Raw genomic sequence first — 19,302 nt, 5'->3', positions numbered from 1 at the left:
CTGTTACATAATTAGAGTGAGCTCACACATGTATTCGATTGCACAGGTGTGAAGCGTTATCTCCGTCTCACAATTAACCATATCAGTATATATTCATATGACCAAGGAGCAGGAGTATGTTACTAACGCGACTTTTACCGCTATGCTATTTTATACCTACGTAATCTAGAGCGAGTGGTAGCACCTAGAATGCTAACGCTATGAATGTATATCTCGATCAAGTCCCTTCACGATATTACTGGGTGAGGTTGATAGATAAGATAGGGTTTTGAAAAGGGTAAGGAAGAAGCGGAAAGGCTACGGCCTGCCGGAAGGAGGGCAGACCGAGAGCGCTTAACTATTGATATAGCCAGACAGCCAAAGCAAAAAAGCTTGGAGCCAAAATAGAAGTTATGATCCCACATAAAACCAATGCGAGTGATGAGAACGCGGCATCTATGGGCTGTTTCTCTGCACAAGTAGCGGTGCCTAAGGCATGAGAGACTGTACCCATTGTCAGACCACGTGCAATCGGGTGTTTAATTCCAATCAAATTGTAAATTGGGTATGCCAAAATTGCGCCCAATAAACCGACAATCAGAACCAAGATCGCTGCAACGGCGGCTTCACCACCGAGGTGACTCGATATTTCCATCGCTATTGGTGTAGTGACGGACTTACCCACTAGACTCGCGATTAAACTGATATCCGCTTTGAAAGCGACTGCGATCAAGGTGGTTGTCATCATCGACATCACACTGCCTACTGTGCAAGCAAAAGTGATGATTCGCCAGTTTGCTTTAATTTGTGGTAGTTGTTCATATAGTGGATAAGCCAGAGCAACTACGGCTGGTTGAAGTAAAAAACTGATCCCTTCGTTATCCGCATAATACGTTTCAAACGGTACATTTAAGTAAGTAAGCAAAGGAATGAGCACTGCAATACTGATCAGCAAAGGATTTGCTAGAGGATTATTCACTTTGATTGCAATTTGGCGCGCGACAAGAAAAACCGCAATGGTAACAACTAACCACATATCAGTGCTTCTCCTTTAACAAGTAGTCCAGCAGCCAAGCGAGGCTGACTAGTACAATGAGTGAGCCTCCAACTGCGCTAGCAATGATAGGGAGGGCATTAGCGAGTAGCATATCGAAATGTTGCATTAATCCCACGCTAATAGGAACGAACAATAAGATCATATAGCGGATAAATAGCGTGGCGCCCGGTTTGACCCAGTCGACTTTTACAAGCCCAAGAGTCATGGAGAAAAACAGTACGAGCATACCGATGACACTTCCTGGAACGGAAACGCCAGTGAACTTTTGAATGGTAATTCCGATGCCAAGTGCTCCCATGATGAGGAAGATTGAAATGAGCAGTTGGATCAGTTGTAAGAATCGTTCTTTAATCATTTTGACAGTATATAAACAACAAGCACACCATAAGGTGCGCTTGTATTAGGAGGAGTTAGGAAGCTAAGCTCTCTACATAACGGTACACGGATTTTAATATCGCAATCTTCTTTTCGTCACTTTCATGTTCGTGAACTAAGTTTTCTAAATTCAGCATGTACTCTTCAATTTGGCTTTCAAACACTTCTCGACAGTGTAGTGCCCAGCGTCTTTGTTCTTGCTCGTCTAATGTGCCTGGGAAGTTACGCGCACGATAGCGGAACAATAGAGGTTTAATACGCTTGTCATCAAATTCAATGTCTAATGCAGCAAGATTATTCGGGTCGGTTTCTCGAATGATATCCATAGCTGCGCGATCAGCCGGAGAAAAGAACCCGTCGTAAAGCTGTGTATCGACGTCATCACTTTTATCGAATTTACGCTCGACTGAAAAGAGGCTAATCAGCTTTTCTCTAATTTCAGGATGTTGGCGCAACAAAGCGAGATTAGCGAGACATTGCTGGCGATCAATGCCAATAGACTCCGCATTTTCAGCCGTTAACGTTTTTGCAGGGGCGAGAATAGGGCATTTGTTCAAATGAACTAGTTTAACTGGCACTGGTAGCAATTCACCAAGATCTTCGCGCTTAGTGTAGAGTCTTTCGTGCAGCTCTTCTTCGGATAGCTCAAGAATAGGTTGAGGGTCTTTCGCTAAATCGATGGTGATAACGGCGTTATTATTGGTTGGATGCCAAGCAACAGGCACAATCCAGCTAGTGTACTGGCATTCGCGCCCTAGCATGCCTGAAACGTGCATCAACGGTGTCATGTTGACGATGTCGACTAAATCATTGAGCTTGCGCTTTTGGCGCATAGAAAAAAAGTAATCAAACAATTTTGGTTGCGCTGCTTTTACTTTCTTTGCCATTTCGATAGTCGCAACCACATCTGCCATGGCATCGTGCGCGTTACTATGCTCTATGCCGTTAGCCACAGACAAGTGTTCTAATTTAAAGCTAGTGAAGCCATCTTCGTTTTCTGGCCATTCTACGCCTTCTGGGCGAAGGGCATGGCACGCGCGTAGTACATCGAGTAAATCCCAACGTGAGTTACCGTTTTGCCAACTCCATGCGTATGGATCGATAAAGTTGCGATAACAAGTATAACGGGTCACTTCGTCATCAAAGCGAATGCTGTTGTAGCCTAAACTGGTAGTATTTGGTTTCGCGAGTTCAGCGTGAATCTTAGCGATAAACTCTGGCTCAGAAAGGCCTTCTTGAACCGTTTTTTGCGGAGTAATACCAGTAATAAGTGCAGCTTCAGGAGACGGAAGATAATCAGCAGGTGGCTGGCAGTACATGACTAAAGGCTCGCCGATGATATTAAAGTTTTCATCTGTACGAACACCAGCGAACTGGCTTGGGCGATCTTTCGCGGGGTTGGTTCCCCATGTCTCATAATCAAAGAAGAAAAAAGTGGGCTGATTATCTTGGTGCATTCTGCTTACCGTTTACAAAACCGATGACAGTATTAGACCATTCAACGCCTTGACTAGCAACGAAAGATGCAAGTTGAATTTTTGAAAATGAAAAAAGCCGATGGCGAACCATCGGCTTGATATTTTATGTTTTATCGCTTTGGAAGGAATTTGAGTTCTATGCTCGTGTTTCTTCCAATGTTGCTTCACTTTCTGGTGACTTCAGCACTCGGCTAGCAATTGTACCCGCAGTCATTGAGCCTGAAACGTTTAGTGCGGTACGTGCCATGTCAATCAGTGGTTCAATAGAGATAAGCAGTGCCGCGATGGTCACAGGTAAGCCCATTGCAGGAAGAACAATCAAGGCTGCAAACGTCGCACCGCCGCCGACACCTGCAATACCAAATGAGCTGATGGTGATAATCGCAATCAATGACAGGATAAAGTGTAGATCAAGTGGGTTGATGCCCATTGTCGGAGCTACCATCACTGCAAGCATTGCAGGATAGATACCCGCACAGCCGTTTTGGCCGATAGTGGCACCAAACGATGCTGATAGGTTTGCAATCGCTGGTGGTACGTTAAGCTTCGTGATTTGCGCTTCTACGTTTAGTGGAATTGTTGCTGCTGAGCTACGAGATGTAAACGCGAAGGTCAGTACAGGCCAGATTTTCTTAAAGTATTCCGCAGGGCTAACGCCGACAAAAGAGACTAATACGCCATGAACAACAAACATCAGTGCGATAGCAACATAAGACGCCACAATAAAGCCAAGTAGGTTTAGGATGTCGCCTGCGCTTGATGTCGCTACCACTTTTGCCATCAGTGCTGCGATGCCGTATGGCGTTAGGGCCATGATCATCTTCACTAGTCGCATAACGATAGATTGAGCAGCTTCTACGAAAGTACGAATCGGTGATTCCAACTCTGCTTTTTCCATCATCACTTTACGAGCGGCGATACCAGTTAACACGCCGAAAATCACAACAGCGATAATTGATGTCGAGCGAGCACCTGTTAGATCAGCAAATGGGTTGGTTGGAATGAAGCTAACTAGCATTTGAGGAATAGTTAAGTCACTTACTGTACCGGCACGGCTTTCTAAAACGGCGATACGAGCGGTTTCACGAGCTCCTTCAGTTAAACCTTCTGCTGACAGGCCAAATGTCGTTGTCACCAAAATACCGATAAGTGCAGCAATTGCAGTCGTTACTAGAAGAACAGAGATGGTCAGGCCAGAAATTTTACCTAAAGATCCACCTTTCTCCAACTTAACAACTGCAGAGATCATCGATACCAATACTAGTGGCATGATGACCATTTTCAGTAGACCAACGTAGCCACTGCCTACAATGCCTACCCATTCAAGTGTTTGAGCAATTGCGCTGTTGCCTTCACCGTGAATGAGTTGCAAAGCAAGACCAAAAAGAGAACCGGTAACAAGACCGATCAAAACGAGACGTGAAAGAGTGTGTTTCTTTTGTTGCTGATTAAATAGAAAGAACAATATTCCAACAAAGACGGCTAGAGAGGCTATCACTGCAAAATTCATAATTTGACCTTATCAACCAGCCGAAGTGGCGGTTGTTTTTTATACGGGGTTTTATACGGATTTATTTATGGACCGTAAGATAACGCTCGTGATATAACTTTAAAAATGACAAACGGGTATTAGCTAGATCTAAAATGAATATAAAAACGAGATCTAAGTCGCGTGAGAGTGTGAATTAGCACGTTAATTGTACAAAATGGTTATTCGTAGTGATGCAGTAAGTCACGCATTTCTTTCCTTTGTAAGTAAACCACCGAGTCTTCTTGATAACTGAAAAGTTGATAAATCATCGCTTTGGCGACATCTTCTGCTCGAATAGGTAAAAAGTTGGACAGTTTGCCAAGCATAAGTGGGCGAATTACCTTAAACAGAGTTTGTACTAACTTCTCGTCCATTCTTGGGTTTTGACGTTGACCAACAAGCGGGCCTGGGCGAACAAATACGATTTCCTCAAAATCCATAGCTTCGATTCGTTGTTCCATTTGTCCTTTACAAGCTAAGTAATGGGATGGCGATTTACTATTTGCACCGAGGCTAGAAACAACCGCAAGGCGTTTGACTCCGATTGTTTTCATTTGTTGCGCGACTTTGCACACCAGATCAACATCTACTCTACGCAAATTATCCTTACTGCCTGCTTGCTTAAGGGTCGTGCCTAAACAGATAAAGCCGATGGTTGGTGTTGGTTGGTTCTCATCCCATTGGTGGATAGAAAGGTCTGCATCAATGAGAGGAATAAGCTTGTTTTCCACATCTAGGACGCCATCGAGTGGGCGGCGAGAAAGATAATATAGGGTTCCAACACCTGATTGATTTATGAGGTTTGCAATGACTTTTGAGCCTACTAAGCCAGTTGCACCGGCGATGATTGCGCAGGTGTTGTTATCCATATCTTTTCTCCTATATGGGAACATAGTCTAAGCTATTGTAGCGGATTTCAACGAGTTACTTATAATCTCGTGCAAGAAAGGTGAGACGCTCTGCGAACTCGGCAGACTATCCTGAGATAAACTTGATTAGCGCTGCCCCAATTGGATGCAAGTGTATACAATAGTGGGCGCGCAAAAACTGTCGCTGAACAAGACCTCTTGAACAACAGAACACCTCTCACCCAGACAACATCAAAGGAACGTAAAAAATGGATGACTCTTTTGCTGCGGAGATCCAAGCACGCATAGATAACAAAACCAAACCCGTCGGTTCTTTAGGCTTATTGGAAAAGGTGGCACTGCAGTTAGCTCTTATTCAAAGTCAGAATAAACCTCAGCCAGTTGATTCCATCGCTATCTGCAAACCAAGCATGCTGGTATTTGCTGGAGATCACGGCGTTGCAGAGGAGGGTGTGAGCATTGCGCCAAGCGAAGTCACTCAGCAAATGGTGGCTAACTTTCTCGCTGGCGGCGCAGCCATCAACTGTTTTTGCGATATTAATGGCATTCAACTCAAAGTAATAGATTGCGGCATGTTGGCTCCTATTGATGTGCTGGTTCCAGAATTTAAATCCCATCCCAACTTGGTTGAACAACGGTTGGGTAACGGTACGGCTAATTTTTCTAAACAATCAGCGATGTCCCCAGAACAAGTGGCGTTAGGTTTAGAATATGGTGCGAAGATTGCTGAGCAAACCATTTTGCATGGTTCAAACCTCTTGATGGTCGGTGAGATGGGCATCGGTAATACCAGTTCGGCCTCAGCACTGTTATCGGCACTGAGCTCATTAGATATTGATTATTGTGTTGGCGTTGGCACTGGAATCAATCAACAGCAGTTGAGCAGCAAATATAAACTGGTAGCACAGGGGGTAAACCGATGTCGAGGTCTTGATACCAAAGCGATTCTTGCACAGGTTGGAGGTTTTGAAATCGTACAAATGGTGGGCGCTTTTTTAGAAGCCAAGCGGCTTAAAACTCCAGTTTTAGTGGATGGGTTTATCGTATCGGTAGCGGCTTATATTGCGACGTTGCAAGATGAAGAAACGCGTGAATACATGTTGTTTGCCCATCGCTCTGAAGAAAATGGACATAAATTTGTATTGGAACATCTTAAAGCAGAACCTCTGCTCGACCTTGGTTTACGGCTAGGGGAGGGAACAGGAGCCGCTCTTGCCTTACCCTTGTTAAAAGCTGCCGCTCAGTTTTACAACAAAATGGCGAGCTTCGAGAGTGCAGGAGTTACAGTATAGTGTCAGTCCCTGATAATTCTGAGAAAGTCACGCCGTCATCGTTAAGATACCAGTGGGAGTTATTTCTATTAGCTACCAGTTTTTTTAGCCGCTTACCCGTGCCCCAAGCGTTGCCTTACAGTGAAGAACGCATGAATCAGGCAGGCCGTTACTTCGCGTTAGTTGGTCTCGTGCTTGGAGCACTTTGCGCTTTGGTATTCTCGCTCACCTCAATTTTTTTCCCAGAGTCGGTTGCCATAGTATTAACGATGGTGTTTAGCTTATTGTTAACTGGGGCTTTTCACGAAGACGGCTTGACCGATATGGCGGATGGCATTGGCGGTGGCATGACCGTAGAGCGACGCCTCTCTATTATGAAAGACAGTCGTATTGGCACTTATGGTGCCGCCACTCTCATTATGGCGTTATTGGCTAAGTATGTTTTTTGGAGTGAACTGGCTAACTTGCCGCACTTTTGGTTGGTCATTGTCGTCGCTTACACCGCAAGCCGAGCACTAGCAGCGACGCTTATTTATGACATGCCTTATGTCAGTGACAGTGATACGTCGAAAAGTAAACCGCTAGCAAGTCGCCAGTCTTCTCTAGAAGTCTCCATTTTGTTGTTTACTGGTGGCGTAACATTGCTTGTGCTTGGTTTCGCGGATGCGATCTTGATATCGCTTGTTCTCGTGGTATTTCGTTTGATGTTCAAACGTTGGTTAACCAAGAGAATTGGCGGCTTTACGGGGGATTGCCTTGGCGCAGCGCAACAGTTGTCGGAACTGCTTATTTATCTCACTATGATTGGGTTGTATCACTCCTCATGAAGCAATTGATACTCGGTGGCGCGCGCTCTGGGAAGTCGCATTTGGCAGAAAAAACAGCTAAGCAATTATCGGTCGCTTCTCATCGATCATTACACTATGTTGCAACCGCGCTGCCATTTGACCAAGAAATGCGAGAGCGAATAGCGCATCATCAAAAGCAACGCGGGGGCGAGTGGCAAGAGCATGAATGCCCCCTTCATTTATCTGAGTTACTGACAAATTTCGCTACCACCGATGTTGTATTGGTCGACTGTTTAACCTTGTGGCTCAACAATTGGATATTTGAGTTAGGTGATGAATGTTCCCATGAGAAGCTAGAAGCAGAAATTGAAAAGCTTATAAAGATGGTACGTGGCTCAGATGCGACGTTAATATTCGTCTCTAATGAGGTTGGAATGGGCATTGTGCCTTTGGGGGCGGTTAGTCGTTATTTTGTGGATAATGCAGGACGGATGAATCAAAAACTAGCCAGTGTTTGCCATCGCGTTACCTTTGTTGCTGCTGGTTTGCCGTTGGTTCTTAAAGAGTAGGATGAAACAAAATGAAAACACTCAATATCTATCTTGTGCGTCATGGAAAAGTAGACGCTCCACCAGGACTCCATGGCCAAACAGATGTAAAAGTTACGCCTGCTGATCAAGAGAGTATTGCTCGGGCTTGGGCTGAGAGTGGACGAGGTGTGGGTGGAATAATTTCTTCTCCACTTTCACGCTGTCAAGAACTGGCAAACATCATTGCTGAACAGCAATTATTACCAGTAATGACGGATGAATCTTTACAAGAGATGGCATTTGGTGATTTTGATGGTATGCCTTTTGATCTGCTCACTGAGCAGTGGAAAAAGCTAGATGCTTTTTGGCAATCGCCAGCACAACATACGTTGCCGAATGCTGAGAGCTTAAGCACATTTTCTGAGCGCATATGTCGCGTTTGGTCTCAAATCATCAACGATATCAATGACAATCTACTTATCGTCACGCATGGTGGCGTCATTCGTATGATTCTTGCTCATGTATTGGAGTTAGATTGGCGTAACCCAAAGTGGTATTCGACGTTGTCGATAGGAAACGCTTCTGTCACGCATGTAACAATTACCATAGATGAGCAAATTTACGCCTCGGTGCGTTCGATTGGCGTACCTCTTTTAACTCGTTAATTTATAAATATTAAAATGCCCAGAACGATATTGCTTACGGGCATAGTCACGGAAGATGTCAGTGGAAGCCCATCTGCTAGGTGCAGGAAGCGAAAATTGACTCAGTTACATAAAAAGGAAATATAGAAATGACAACGCCGAGTTGGGATTTGTCCATCGTTTATAACGACCTTTCTGACCCACGAATTCAAGACGATATTGCTCTTGTGGAACAATGTATTGATCTTTTGAATAAACAATCAGCAGATTGTGGCAACGTAGAGATCATGCAAAATGCGATTTTGACCAATGAAGCCGCGAGTCGTTTAGCGGGTACAGTTGCAAATTTTGCGAGTTGTTATGCTTCTGTTGATGCAACAAACGCCGAAGCGAAATCGTTACTTGGTAAAATGACCCGCATCTTTTCGGAGCTTTCCCAAGCGTTCAGTCCCTTTGATTTGACACTAACGCATGCCGACGAAGAGTTTATCTTGCGCGTGTTAGACCATGAGAATCCTGATATCAGTGGGCAAGCTTTTTCTATCTTGAATTCTAGAAAGTTGGCGGATACTCGTCTTAGCAACGCAGAAGAACAGTTACTGGCTGCGATGAGTGTGGATGGCAAATCGGCTTGGGGTAACCTATACGATAACCTGACTGGCTCATTGAAAGTGAAGCTTGAGTACACAGATGGTAATAGTGAAGAGCTTGGGTTTTCTCAAGCGGCAAGCATTCTTTATGGTTCTGAATTCGAGCGTCAAGAAGCCGCGTGGCGAGGCGTACAAGATGCAATGCAAACGCACCAAGAATCATTCGCTGCGATTTTGAATGCGTTAGCAGGATGGCGCTTAACTGAAAACAAAAAGCGTTCTACGAAGCGTGAAGTTCACTTCCTAGAGCCGAGTTTGCATGGTAGCCGAATCCAAGCTGAAACTTTAAATGCGATGATGACCGTAGCCAAAGACAGTCGAGCTATTGGTCAGAAAGCGGGTTTATTGATGGCGCAAGTACATGGTCTGGATGAGATGAAACCTTGGAATCATCTGGCGGCTATGCCTGCTTTGAGCGGTGAAGCGAAGGTTTACGACTTTGATGAAGCGATTGATGTTATTTGTGAAGCATTTGAAACAGTAAACCCTGAGATGTCGGAGTTTGTCCGTTTGATGGTACAAAATGGTTGGATTGATGCCGCGCCAAATGCTAACAAGCGTCTTGGCGCATACTGCACCAAACTGCCAGCAACGCGAACACCACTTGTGTTTATGACTTGGAGTGGCAGCCGTTCAGACCTTATGACTCTGGCACATGAACTTGGCCATGCGTTCCATAACTGGGTTATTCGTGATTTGCCACTTTGCCAAACTTACTACCCAATGACGTTAGCAGAAACCGCCTCTATCTTTGCAGAAAACATCGTTCGTGATCATTTGATTTCGAAAGCTGAGAGCGTTGATGAAAAGCTCGAGATGTTGTGGGAAGAGTTGTCATCTGCGCTAGCTTTAATGATCAACATTCCGGTTCGCTACGAGTTTGAAAAATCGTTTTATGAACGCCGCCAGGATGGAGAGTTAACCGCAGATGAATTCTGTGAGTTGATGTCAGAAACTTGGAAAGAATGGTATGGCGACGTAATGAGCGAACCGGATCCGTACTTCTGGGCAAGCAAGCTGCACTTTTCTATTGATAGCGTGAGCTTTTATAACTACCCATACCTATTTGGTTTCTTGTTTAGCAAGGGTATCTATGCACAGCGAGAAACCAAAGGCGAAGCGTTTTACACCGATTACATCAATTTGCTGCGCGATACAGGCTGCATGATGGCGGAAGATGTCGTCGAAAAGCATCTGTCGATGGATTTAACCCAGCCAACGTTTTGGCAGCAGAGTGTTGAGCTAGTGCGTGAAAAAGTCGATGAGTTTGAGCGTTTGCTCGCACAGCGCGGCTAAGTTTTTCGCAGTGTTGATGCATAATCTGCTTTATAGCTACAAAAATTTGATCAAATCATAATGATCTTAATCAGGGCTGTGGTAAAGTTCACAGCCCTAACACTTTGTAATTGTTTGAAAATTAAACGCCTCAATGCTTGATTTGAGTGCCTGGCGCGAAAAGGCATCGGATTTTCGAGGGAAATAGTGATTTCTACTCATAAGTGAGATCGCAGCAACAAAAATCCTTTGTACAATTTATTAACATATCCGCCGTGCTATTAAGGAGTAACGCATGACGAAGTCTCTCTTTCGCCAATCGTTTTTAACTGACACGTTAGATGTTCATATTGATGTTGCACCAGCGGAGCAGGTGCTTTCTAACGGTGTAAAACTTAAACTCTATCAGCGTGGTGTATTAGAAGTAATCCCTGCGAATTATACTCAGGATACGAAGAACATCATCATCTCTTGTGGGGTTCACGGAGATGAAACCGCACCGATGGAGCTGGTGGATTCCATTATTCAAGACATAGAATCTGGGTTCCAGACGGTCGATACCCGTTGTCTGTTCATTATCGCTCACCCAGAATCCACTCTGGCGCACACGCGATTCCTCGAAGAAAATCTCAACCGTCTGTTTGACGAAAAAGAACACAAACAGACAAAAGAGCTTGTTATCGCCGATACGCTTAAGCTGCTTGTTCGAGATTTTTATCAGGATACCGACCCGACAACACGCTGGCACCTTGATTTACACTGCGCGATTAGAGGCTCGAAGCACTATACGTTTGCAGTAAGTCCTAAGACTCGTCATCCTGTGCGCAGCAAGGCATTGATCGATTTCTTGGACAGTGCACACATTGAAGCAGTGCTCCTGTCAAACTCACCATCGAGCACGTTTAGCTGGTACAGTGCCGAGAATTTTGGTGCGCAGGCTCTCACAATGGAGCTTGGCCGTGTGGCTCGTATCGGTGAAAATGACCTCGATAAACTGACCGCGTTTGATTTGTCTTTACGTAATTTGATTGCGGAAACGAAGCCAGAACACTTACCAAAACCATGCATTAAGTATCGCGTAAGTCGCACAATCGTTCGTTTGAACGAAGACTTTGACTTTATGTTCGACGACAATGTTGAAAACTTCACCTCATTTGTTCACGGCGAAGTGTTTGGTCATGATGGCGACAAACCATTAATGGCGAAGAATGAAAACGAAGCGATTGTCTTCCCGAACCGCCACGTCGCAATAGGTCAACGTGCAGCTCTGATGGTTTGTGAAGTGAAAACCCGTTTTGAAGAGGGTGAGTTGGTTTACGATTAATCCAACATTGCTTTGAGAAGTTAATTGCAATTTACCGAGGCTTAACTGTAAGGTTAAGCCTCGTTTGTTTTTATCGGCCGCTATGGATTTTCAACAACTTATCCTGAACAAGGAACGACGCTGGCAACGTAACCTGATGGTTATGTCGATCGTGCTCGCTGTACTCTCTGCCATTCACTTGATGGTCGGAGAAATTTTCCTTTCTCCTTTTCAATCCTTATCTGCATTTGAACAGAAGTTATTGGTGGACTTGCGTTTACCGAGGTTAGTGTCTGCGGCAATTATTGGTGCTGCGTTAGCGGTATCTGGCGCGACGTTACAAGTGTTGCTTGGGAACGTGTTGGCTGAACCTGGCGTGCTTGGTATCTCTGGTGGCGCAAGCTTAGCAATGGTCTTAATCATGTTCGCGTCACCTGTTCTTCCTACCCCGATTGTTTTTATGTTGGCAGCGATTGCAGGCTCGATGGTATTCACGTTTGTTTTGGTGGCGATAGCAAGGGCAATGCACCTGACGACGGCTCGATTGCTTTTGGTTGGGGTCGCATTGGGTATTTTATCGAGCGCGATTGTGACCTGGGCATTTTACTTTAGTGATGATCTCAGTTTACGCCAACTGATGTATTGGTTAATGGGCAGTATTGGCGGTGCAAGTTGGTATCAACATACCGTTACTTTGGTGATGTTACCGGTGCTTACCTGGTTATGTTGTAAAGGCAAGTCGCTTGATAAATTGATGCTGGGTGAGATTCATGCGACCCAATTGGGTGTCGATGTGCATCAAATGCGTTGGAAATTGATCCTCGCCATTTCTGTTTTGGTGGGTAGTTCAGTCGCTTTGGGTGGCATCATCAGTTTTGTTGGTTTGGTGGTGCCGCACTTGTTGCGTTTGGCTTTTGGTACGGAAAACCGTTATTTATTGCCACTTTCTGCAATATCTGGTGCTGCGTTGCTTGTATTTGCTGACATCGGCGCAAGACTGTTATTGGACTCCGCAGAGTTACCTTTAGGTGTCATGACAACATCGATTGGCGCACCTATTTTCATCTGGATGCTGGTGAAGAGTCATGATGCACGTTAAACATATGTCGGTTGGTAGTCGATTATTGCCTCTTTCTTTTGAATGCAAAGCTGGCGAAATCGTACATATCGTTGGGCCTAATGGTTCCGGTAAGAGTACTTTATTGGCTGCGATTTCTGGTACGTTAAGTCACCGAGACGGTATGAGTGGTGAAGTGTACGTTGGCAACAAAAACTTGCTTACTTTACCGTTGTCAGAGCAAGCTCATGTTCGAGGTTATTTGTGTCAGCAATCGCGCCCAGCGTTTAATGTTGATGTGTTTCAGTATCTCGCTTTATCTCTGCCAAGTGGTGCTGAGATTGCGGATATCAAAGTGCGTGATGCCGTCAATATGGTGGTGGAGCTGGTACAACTGCAAGATAAGCTTCATCGCAGTATTCAAACATTATCCGGTGGTGAGTGGCAGCGTGTCCGATTAGCAGGTGTATGTTTGCAGGTGTGGCGTACCATTAATCCTTTTTCGCAGTTTTTAATTTTGGATGAGCCAGCAGCACCGTTAGATATTGCGCAAGAGGGTCTGCTCTATCAATTGATTAACGCTATGGCGGCGCAGGGAATTGGAGTATTGGTTGCTAATCACGATCTCAATCGCACATTAAAGCACGCAGATAAAGTATTGCTGCTTAACAACGGTGTGCTGCACTCATCAGGAAGTGCCGATACTGTGCTAACGGAAGAAGCTCTCGGGGAAGTGTTCAATACTCAAGTCAAAAAGGTCATCGTAGATGAGCAACCTTATTTAATCTTTGATTAGTATTTAGGGACAATAAAAAAACGACCTACTTGAGGTCGTTTTTTTAATCGAGAAAGCCAAACTCAACGCTTACTGAGTTAGCGGTTTTAGATCTGCTGGGCGGTAGTAAACAGATTTGAGTACTTTGCCTTTACGAATGGTTTTACCTTCCGATACGAAATCTTCGGCGCATTTCGCGATGATGTATTCACCTTTCTGCACCGCCATCAACTTGATGCCTTGTTCTGCGTAGAATGCTTCTGTTTCTGAGTACTCTTGCTCGTTACGGCATACTTTGCTCATGTTGCTTGAATGTACTTCATCCCAGCAAGGAATAAACTCGATACCACGGTTTACCGCAACGTTTAATAGAAGATCAATTAAGTAGCTGATCGCCAGGTTGTCTTCTACTTTGCTGTGGCCAAGATGAACGAGACGGCCCATTAATACATACACGCTGTCTACGATGGCATCTGCTTGCTCAGTTTTACAATCTGCTTCTGCTAGCTCTGTTAGCTCTTCGATCGCCAAAGAGGTGTGTAGTGTGTCTGCTTGCGTATCAAGGCTTGCAGCGTCTGCGACTGGTAAGTCGAACGTACTACGGAACTCGGTGATATCACGGTATAAGTGATCAAAAATCTCTTGGGTTAGCTTTGACAGTTGCATTCTAATTTCCATTGAATCGATTGAAGCGGCAATGATACCAAACCGCACTTTGAACCCCAAGGGCATTGCATCTAACTGGTGATAAATCTGCCTTTGGGGAATAGTGGTGCTTAACGAAATAGGTAAGGGAACAGCTTTTTACGTTCTTCCTCTGAAAGGGCGGAAACACGAGCGATGTTCGTATCGGGAATTGATTCAGGATCAGGATAGTGTTTTAGTACCTTTTCCATACTCTCTTCGCGAATCAAATGGAAGATCGGGTAAGGAGAACGATTGGTCAGGTTTTCGTCGTCTTCAGGCCTTGCGCCGCCAAAACAGTAATCCGGATGGAAAGTCGCTACTTGGAAAACACCTTCCCAGTTTTGCTGCTTAATTAATCCTTCAACCCAATCTATGCAAAAGTTGTAGTCCCAGAAATCTTGTAGCATGTTGGGAACCACAACCAACGTGGTCTCAAGTTGTTCGGGCTCTGTGTTACTCAGCTCAATCAGTTGCAATAAAATATCTTCAAGAAGCGCTTCTTCTTGAGTCGCCTCACTAACAAAGATTTTGATTTGTTTATTACGTTGCGGCTTGGCAGCAAACGGACAAAGGTTGAGTCCGATTACCACATCGTTGAGCCATTGATCGACCTGTTGAGTGATCGCTTCGATATCTGTGTTTTGTGTTGAACGCGTTGACATACGACTTTCTGGCTTTATTAAAGTAGCGCAAGCATAACAGAGTTGGTTATCCAAGTAACCAGAGAGGTATTACGTAAATGAGCGTACCTTAGCTACTCTTTAAACTCGCCGCGTCAGGTGTTTGGTCAGTGTGCTTTCTTTCGGCAATGTGTTTCAAATACGCAATTGCAGCAAACATTGCTAGGTAGACTGCGCTTCCCCCCATAAGAACACTCGACCAACCACTATGTTGCCAACAATAAAGAAGTAAGAATCCTCCCAAACTACCGCCTACATAGTAGTGTACTAAGTAGAGCGCTGTCGCGGTGGCTTTGGCGCGAGTGGCATTCTGACCGACCCAACCGTAGGCGAGGGTATGAGTAAAGAAGGCACCAAAACTTATCAGCAACAACCCAAATAGCATTGCAGTCAAGCTTTCAACCGCCGCAATCCACATCCCCGTCATGCTCACTATCGCGCCCAAGAACATGCCGAGGATTGATGAATAACGTTTACTCCAGTGGCCTGCGCAACGAGAGGAGAAAGTTCCTCCCAAGTAACAAATAAAGATCAGTGAGGCCAACCCGACGGGCACATTGTGAGGTTCACTCACCAGACGGAACCCCATTACGGAGTAAAGGTTGACGAACAAAGCAAAGTTGAGTCCTCCTATCAGCATCGCGAACCATACGCGTTGGTTTTTAAAATGACCAATAAGCGCACGATTTTGATGGCGCAAGCTGCTTGATGACGGGGTGAAGTTGCGCTGTGTTGGCAATAAATAGTGAACGCCAATGACACCAAGAAGAGTGAACACCATCATAACTTCAATGGCGACATCAACATTGAAATTGTCCGCCAATAAGCCGCCGCTAATACGTCCTGCAATACCGCCTAATGAGTTAGCCGCAATGTACGTTCCAATTGCCATCGAGAAAGCGTGCTTGTCGAGCTCTTCTGCCATGTAAGCCACGGCGACTGCAGCAAAAGCTGCGAGCGCGACACCGATCAGTGCTCGACATACCACCAAAAACAGAAATGAGTCACCAAATAGCATCAAAGCGGAAAGGGTAGGAATCGAAAACAGACCAGCCATCATGACTGGCTTTCTTCCCACTGATTCTGACAACACAGCCATTGGAACGAGGCTAAAAGAGAGAGCGAGTGTTGAGGCCGCAAATAACCAGTTCACTTGCGTTTCTGAGATCGTGAAAATTTGAGCAAAAGTGGGCAGCATTGGCTGTAGTAGGTATAAATTTGAAAAAACCAAGAAGGAACCAAGCGCTAGCGAGAGCGTAATGCGTTTGTATTCCGGTGTGCCAAAACTGACCATGAATCCTGCCTAATGTGAGCAAATGGAGAGACTGTGATCAATCTATCAGTTCGTTATAAATTAAAAAAATATATTAAAAATATGGACACCATATATTTTTGATCTAATGGAATCGAAACAACTTAAACATTTTCTGGCGGTCGCTGAACACGGAAACATTACCCATGCGGCGAAAGCCCTGCATATTGCCCAGCCCGCATTAAGCATTTCTATCAAAAAGTTTGAGCAGTCTTTGGGCGTTACCCTATTTCGCCGTGATGATAAAAAAATCAGCTTAACGAAAGAGGGCGAAACGCTACTTATACATGCCAAGCGGGTGATTCAACAGTTGCACGACGCGCAGCTCGCGATTGATGAGTTGAAAGGTTTAGCGAAAGGCGAAGTACGACTCGGGACGCCATCAATGATGGGCAGTTATTTCTTTCCACGAATTGTGATGGCGTTTAAAAGCCAGTTCCCGGAATTAAAATTGACCTTGGTCGAAGCTGGGACTCAATCGATTCGTCGTATGCTGCTTAATGGTCAACTCGATATCGGTGTGATCAGTTGTGATAACGTGCCTGATGACCTAGAAACTGATCATTTATTTACTAGCCAAATGGTCGCAGTTGTTTCACCTGAGCATGAGTTAGCCCAGCGAGACTCTCTTACTTTTGATGAGTTTTTTGAACACGATTTGGTTATGTTTCAGCATGGCTATTTTCACCGCGAATTTTTGGATCAGGTGAGTGAGGAGCATGGGTTTACCATGAAGTCATCATTCGAGACCAACTTACTGCCTTTGATTTTGAGTATTGTGAAACAAGAGTTTGCGATTACCGCGTTACTGGAATTGGTGACTCAACATGAGTCGGGCGTTGTTGGCCTACCGTTTGAACCACCCGTTACGCTGGATCTGGCACTTGCTTGGCGCAAGCAGGGGTATTTATCAATAGCAGATCGAACGTTTATCGACTTTATCAAGCGCTACGTTTAAACGCAGCGCAGATTCATTGTTCGAGCACTAGTCGCCTTTGTACATCTTCTCGAAGTTCTTTGGGTTCCAGCCAATCATTACCCGATCACCAATTTTTAAAACTGGCACTGAACGAGCACCAAGCGCATCAAGTTCTTTGCGACCGCGTTGCATCTTAGCATTGCACAAACGATAGTTAATATTTTTCGAATCCAGATAACGTTGAGCATCTTTGCAGTGAGGGCATTTGTCTTTGACGTAAAGGACGACACGTTTCATTGAGTTTCTCTCCATTATCATTGGGAGGCGAAGTTTAACGGCCTTTCACCATAAATGAAAGGCGAAAGCTAAGGTGAAACTGTCCTTTATCTCAGGTATATTGAGCGCCTTTATTTTGTCATAACAGACGTTAATTCTATGCATCCGTCACTTCGATACATTCAAGGCTACCCACAAAACATCGTAGAGCAGGTGAGCTCATTGATAACGAATGGCAAGTTTGTTCCTTGGTTCGAAAAGCGTTATCCCGATAGGCACCAAATCAAAAGCGAAAGGGCGCTCTATGAGTACGCCATGGCAATCAAAAACTGCTACATGAAGAAAGCCGCGCCAATCAGTAAAGTTGTCTACGATAAGAAAATTCATGCGGTAAACAATGCGCTTGGTTTGCACAGTGTTATCAGTAGAAACCATGGCGGTAAGCTGAAGTCGAAAAACGAGATTCGCATTGCCAATGTATTTAAGGATGCGCCCGAGCCACTATTAAGAATGCTGGTGGTACATGAGTTGGCGCATACTCGTGAGAAAAACCACGACAAGGCGTTCTATCAGCTATGTTGCTACATGGAGCCTGAGTATCACCAACTCGAATTTGATGCTCGTTTGTTTATGATTTACCTCGATTTAAAAGCGAATTTGAATGAAGAACAATAATCACAACGCGAAGCAAGCAAAGCCAAAGGCTTCAAAGGCGGCTCAGAATACAGACGCGAATAAAGCCAAGCCGAAGCGTGTTAAAGACAAAGTTGCGCGCAAATCTCCGCAGCCTGCAGGAAAGAGCGAAGTCGAGTTCATAAAAATAGCGAAGAATGGTTTGCATGAGCGTAATGTTCATCGAGGTCGTTACGATTTTAAAAAACTCGTGGAAAGTGAACCACAGTTAAAGCCATTCGTTATCAAAAATCCGAAAGGGGAAGACTCCATAAACTTCTCTGATCCTAACGCTGTTAAAATGCTCAATAAAGCATTGCTTGCTGCGTATTATGGTATCGAGTTCTGGGACATTCCCGACACCTACCTTTGCCCACCGATTCCGGGCCGCGCTGATTACATTCACCGAGTGGCAGATTTACTTGATGGTGAAGTAAAAGGTCAGTACACGCACCAAAAAGTGAAAGCGTTGGACATTGGCGTGGGAGCAAACTGTATTTATCCGATTGTTGGTGTAACAAAATACGGTTGGCACTATACGGGCAGCGATGTCGATCCAAAATCCATCCAATCGGCTCAAACGATCGTAGAGCACAATCGTGTTTTGACGGGAAAAATTGCACTAATACAGCAACACAATGATGCCAATATTTATCGAGGTATCATTCAACCGAATGATCGTTATGATGTGACGACATGTAATCCGCCATTCCACCGTTCGGCGGAAGATGCCGCTATGGGCAGCCAGCGTAAAATCGATAATCTAAAAGCAAACCAGCGTAAGAAAGGGCTAAAACCTCAAACCGCACAAGTAAAGACAAGTAAGCCCGCGTTGAATTTTGGCGGTCAAAACGCTGAATTGTGGTGTGAAGGTGGAGAAGCGGCGTTTATCCGAAAAATGGCGAATGAAAGCCAAGCTTTTGCCGCGCAGGTCTTGTGGTTTACAACCCTTATATCCAAAAAAGACAACGTTCGTCCGATGCGCAAGCAGCTTGAAAAATTGGGTGTGAAAGCCATTCGTGTGGTTGAAATGAGTCAAGGGCAGAAAGTGAGCCGCTTTGTAGCTTGGTCATACATGGATAAGCAACAGCGCAAAGCATGGATTGAACTAAAGTAACGTTGACCGTTTCACACTGAACAATAAAGTAGGAAGCCCGCTGATATCAGCGGGCTT

General features: G+C 44.8%; 20 protein-coding genes. 11 read left to right on the top strand and 9 right to left on the bottom strand.

Going from position 1 to position 19,302, the window contains the following annotated elements:
• Positions 1-337: 337 nt before the first annotated feature.
• From R7Z10_RS14850 to R7Z10_RS14830, 5 genes are all read right to left on the bottom strand, one after another.
• Positions 338-1,015 (bottom strand): LrgB family protein, encoded by a 678-nt coding sequence (locus R7Z10_RS14850; protein ID WP_005377888.1) that lies wholly within the window; start codon positions 1,013-1,015, stop codon positions 338-340.
• Between the two features lies 1 nt (position 1,016).
• Positions 1,017-1,391, bottom strand: coding sequence for a CidA/LrgA family protein (locus R7Z10_RS14845; protein WP_005397786.1), 375 nt, complete (start codon positions 1,389-1,391; stop codon positions 1,017-1,019).
• Between the two features lie 55 nt (positions 1,392-1,446).
• Positions 1,447-2,868, bottom strand: coding sequence for an exodeoxyribonuclease I (gene sbcB, locus R7Z10_RS14840; RefSeq protein WP_318105188.1), 1,422 nt, complete (start codon positions 2,866-2,868; stop codon positions 1,447-1,449).
• A 157-nt stretch (positions 2,869-3,025) separates the two neighbouring features.
• Positions 3,026-4,399, bottom strand: coding sequence for an L-cystine transporter (locus R7Z10_RS14835; RefSeq protein ID WP_005377885.1), 1,374 nt, complete (start codon positions 4,397-4,399; stop codon positions 3,026-3,028).
• 200 nt (positions 4,400-4,599) lie between these two features.
• Complete coding sequence (locus tag R7Z10_RS14830; RefSeq protein ID WP_213970470.1) at positions 4,600-5,289, bottom strand: NAD(P)H-binding protein; 690 nt, start codon at positions 5,287-5,289, stop codon at positions 4,600-4,602.
• Positions 5,290-5,537: 248 nt separating this feature from the next.
• Between R7Z10_RS14830 and cobT the strand changes: the two genes are divergently transcribed.
• The 8 genes from cobT (at position 5,538) to btuD (ending at position 13,603) form a co-directional block, all read left to right on the top strand.
• Positions 5,538-6,581 (top strand): nicotinate-nucleotide--dimethylbenzimidazole phosphoribosyltransferase, encoded by a 1,044-nt coding sequence (cobT, locus tag R7Z10_RS14825; protein WP_318105185.1) that lies wholly within the window; start codon positions 5,538-5,540, stop codon positions 6,579-6,581.
• Positions 6,581-7,387 carry an adenosylcobinamide-GDP ribazoletransferase gene (locus R7Z10_RS14820; RefSeq protein ID WP_115385892.1) on the top strand — a complete coding sequence of 269 codons (807 nt, stop codon included), beginning with the start codon at positions 6,581-6,583 and terminating at the stop codon, positions 7,385-7,387. The genes cobT and R7Z10_RS14820 overlap by 1 nt, the downstream gene beginning before the upstream one ends.
• A complete protein-coding gene (gene cobU / locus R7Z10_RS14815) occupies positions 7,384-7,917 on the top strand; it encodes a bifunctional adenosylcobinamide kinase/adenosylcobinamide-phosphate guanylyltransferase (RefSeq protein ID WP_025766771.1) in 534 nt (177 codons plus the stop codon). The genes R7Z10_RS14820 and cobU overlap by 4 nt, the downstream gene beginning before the upstream one ends.
• A gap of 11 nt (positions 7,918-7,928) precedes the next feature.
• The gene (gene cobC / locus R7Z10_RS14810) at positions 7,929-8,543 is read left to right on the top strand and encodes an alpha-ribazole phosphatase (RefSeq protein WP_115385893.1); all 615 of its coding nucleotides are present in this window, start codon (positions 7,929-7,931) and stop codon (positions 8,541-8,543) included.
• A 128-nt stretch (positions 8,544-8,671) separates the two neighbouring features.
• Positions 8,672-10,468 (top strand): M3 family oligoendopeptidase, encoded by a 1,797-nt coding sequence (locus R7Z10_RS14805; protein ID WP_130546029.1) that lies wholly within the window; start codon positions 8,672-8,674, stop codon positions 10,466-10,468.
• 274 nt (positions 10,469-10,742) lie between these two features.
• Positions 10,743-11,771 (top strand): succinylglutamate desuccinylase, encoded by a 1,029-nt coding sequence (locus tag R7Z10_RS14800; protein ID WP_005377878.1) that lies wholly within the window; start codon positions 10,743-10,745, stop codon positions 11,769-11,771.
• A gap of 82 nt (positions 11,772-11,853) precedes the next feature.
• On the top strand, positions 11,854-12,849 hold the full coding sequence (gene btuC / locus R7Z10_RS14795) for a vitamin B12 ABC transporter permease BtuC (protein ID WP_053306934.1): 996 nt from the start codon (positions 11,854-11,856) through the stop codon (positions 12,847-12,849).
• The gene (gene btuD, locus R7Z10_RS14790) at positions 12,836-13,603 is read left to right on the top strand and encodes a vitamin B12 ABC transporter ATP-binding protein BtuD (RefSeq protein WP_017820884.1); all 768 of its coding nucleotides are present in this window, start codon (positions 12,836-12,838) and stop codon (positions 13,601-13,603) included. Before btuC ends, btuD begins: the two co-directional genes overlap by 14 nt.
• 69 nt (positions 13,604-13,672) lie before the next feature.
• On the opposite strand, the gene R7Z10_RS14785 is transcribed toward btuD, so the two are convergent.
• The 3 genes from R7Z10_RS14785 to R7Z10_RS14775 all read right to left on the bottom strand — a co-directional run bounded on the left by R7Z10_RS14785 (position 13,673) and on the right by R7Z10_RS14775 (position 16,243).
• Positions 13,673-14,248: a nucleoside triphosphate pyrophosphohydrolase family protein gene (locus tag R7Z10_RS14785; RefSeq protein WP_005377875.1), complete on the bottom strand. Its 576-nt coding sequence runs from the start codon at positions 14,246-14,248 to the stop codon at positions 13,673-13,675.
• 110 nt (positions 14,249-14,358) lie between these two features.
• Entirely contained in the window at positions 14,359-14,931 is a 573-nt protein-coding gene (locus tag R7Z10_RS14780) for a DUF1415 domain-containing protein (RefSeq protein WP_025766766.1), read from the bottom strand.
• 88 nt (positions 14,932-15,019) lie between these two features.
• The gene (locus tag R7Z10_RS14775; RefSeq protein ID WP_318105183.1) at positions 15,020-16,243 is read right to left on the bottom strand and encodes an MFS transporter; all 1,224 of its coding nucleotides are present in this window, start codon (positions 16,241-16,243) and stop codon (positions 15,020-15,022) included.
• Positions 16,244-16,349: 106 nt separating this feature from the next.
• On the opposite strand from R7Z10_RS14775, the gene R7Z10_RS14770 reads away from it, so the two are divergent.
• Entirely contained in the window at positions 16,350-17,219 is an 870-nt protein-coding gene (locus tag R7Z10_RS14770; RefSeq protein ID WP_213868416.1) for a LysR family transcriptional regulator, read from the top strand.
• A gap of 27 nt (positions 17,220-17,246) precedes the next feature.
• Here R7Z10_RS14770 and R7Z10_RS14765 read toward each other — a convergent pair whose 3' ends face one another.
• Entirely contained in the window at positions 17,247-17,477 is a 231-nt protein-coding gene (locus tag R7Z10_RS14765) for a glutaredoxin family protein (RefSeq protein ID WP_005377871.1), read from the bottom strand.
• A 138-nt stretch (positions 17,478-17,615) separates the two neighbouring features.
• On the opposite strand from R7Z10_RS14765, the gene R7Z10_RS14760 reads away from it, so the two are divergent.
• Together R7Z10_RS14760 and rlmF are read left to right on the top strand one after the other, a co-directional pair.
• Entirely contained in the window at positions 17,616-18,131 is a 516-nt protein-coding gene (locus R7Z10_RS14760) for a M48 family metallopeptidase (RefSeq protein WP_318105179.1), read from the top strand.
• Positions 18,118-19,245, top strand: a complete 1,128-nt coding sequence (gene rlmF, locus R7Z10_RS14755) for a 23S rRNA (adenine(1618)-N(6))-methyltransferase RlmF (RefSeq protein WP_318105177.1) — start codon at positions 18,118-18,120, stop codon at positions 19,243-19,245. The genes R7Z10_RS14760 and rlmF overlap by 14 nt, the downstream gene beginning before the upstream one ends.
• Positions 19,246-19,302: the final 57 nt, after the last annotated feature.

The organism is Vibrio sp. Vb1018 (genome assembly GCF_033338775.1).
Taxonomy (GTDB): Bacteria; Pseudomonadota; Gammaproteobacteria; order Enterobacterales; family Vibrionaceae; genus Vibrio; species Vibrio alginolyticus.
The sequence above is the reverse complement of the archived record's forward strand: the minus strand, read 5'-3'. Positions and strand labels throughout refer to the sequence as shown.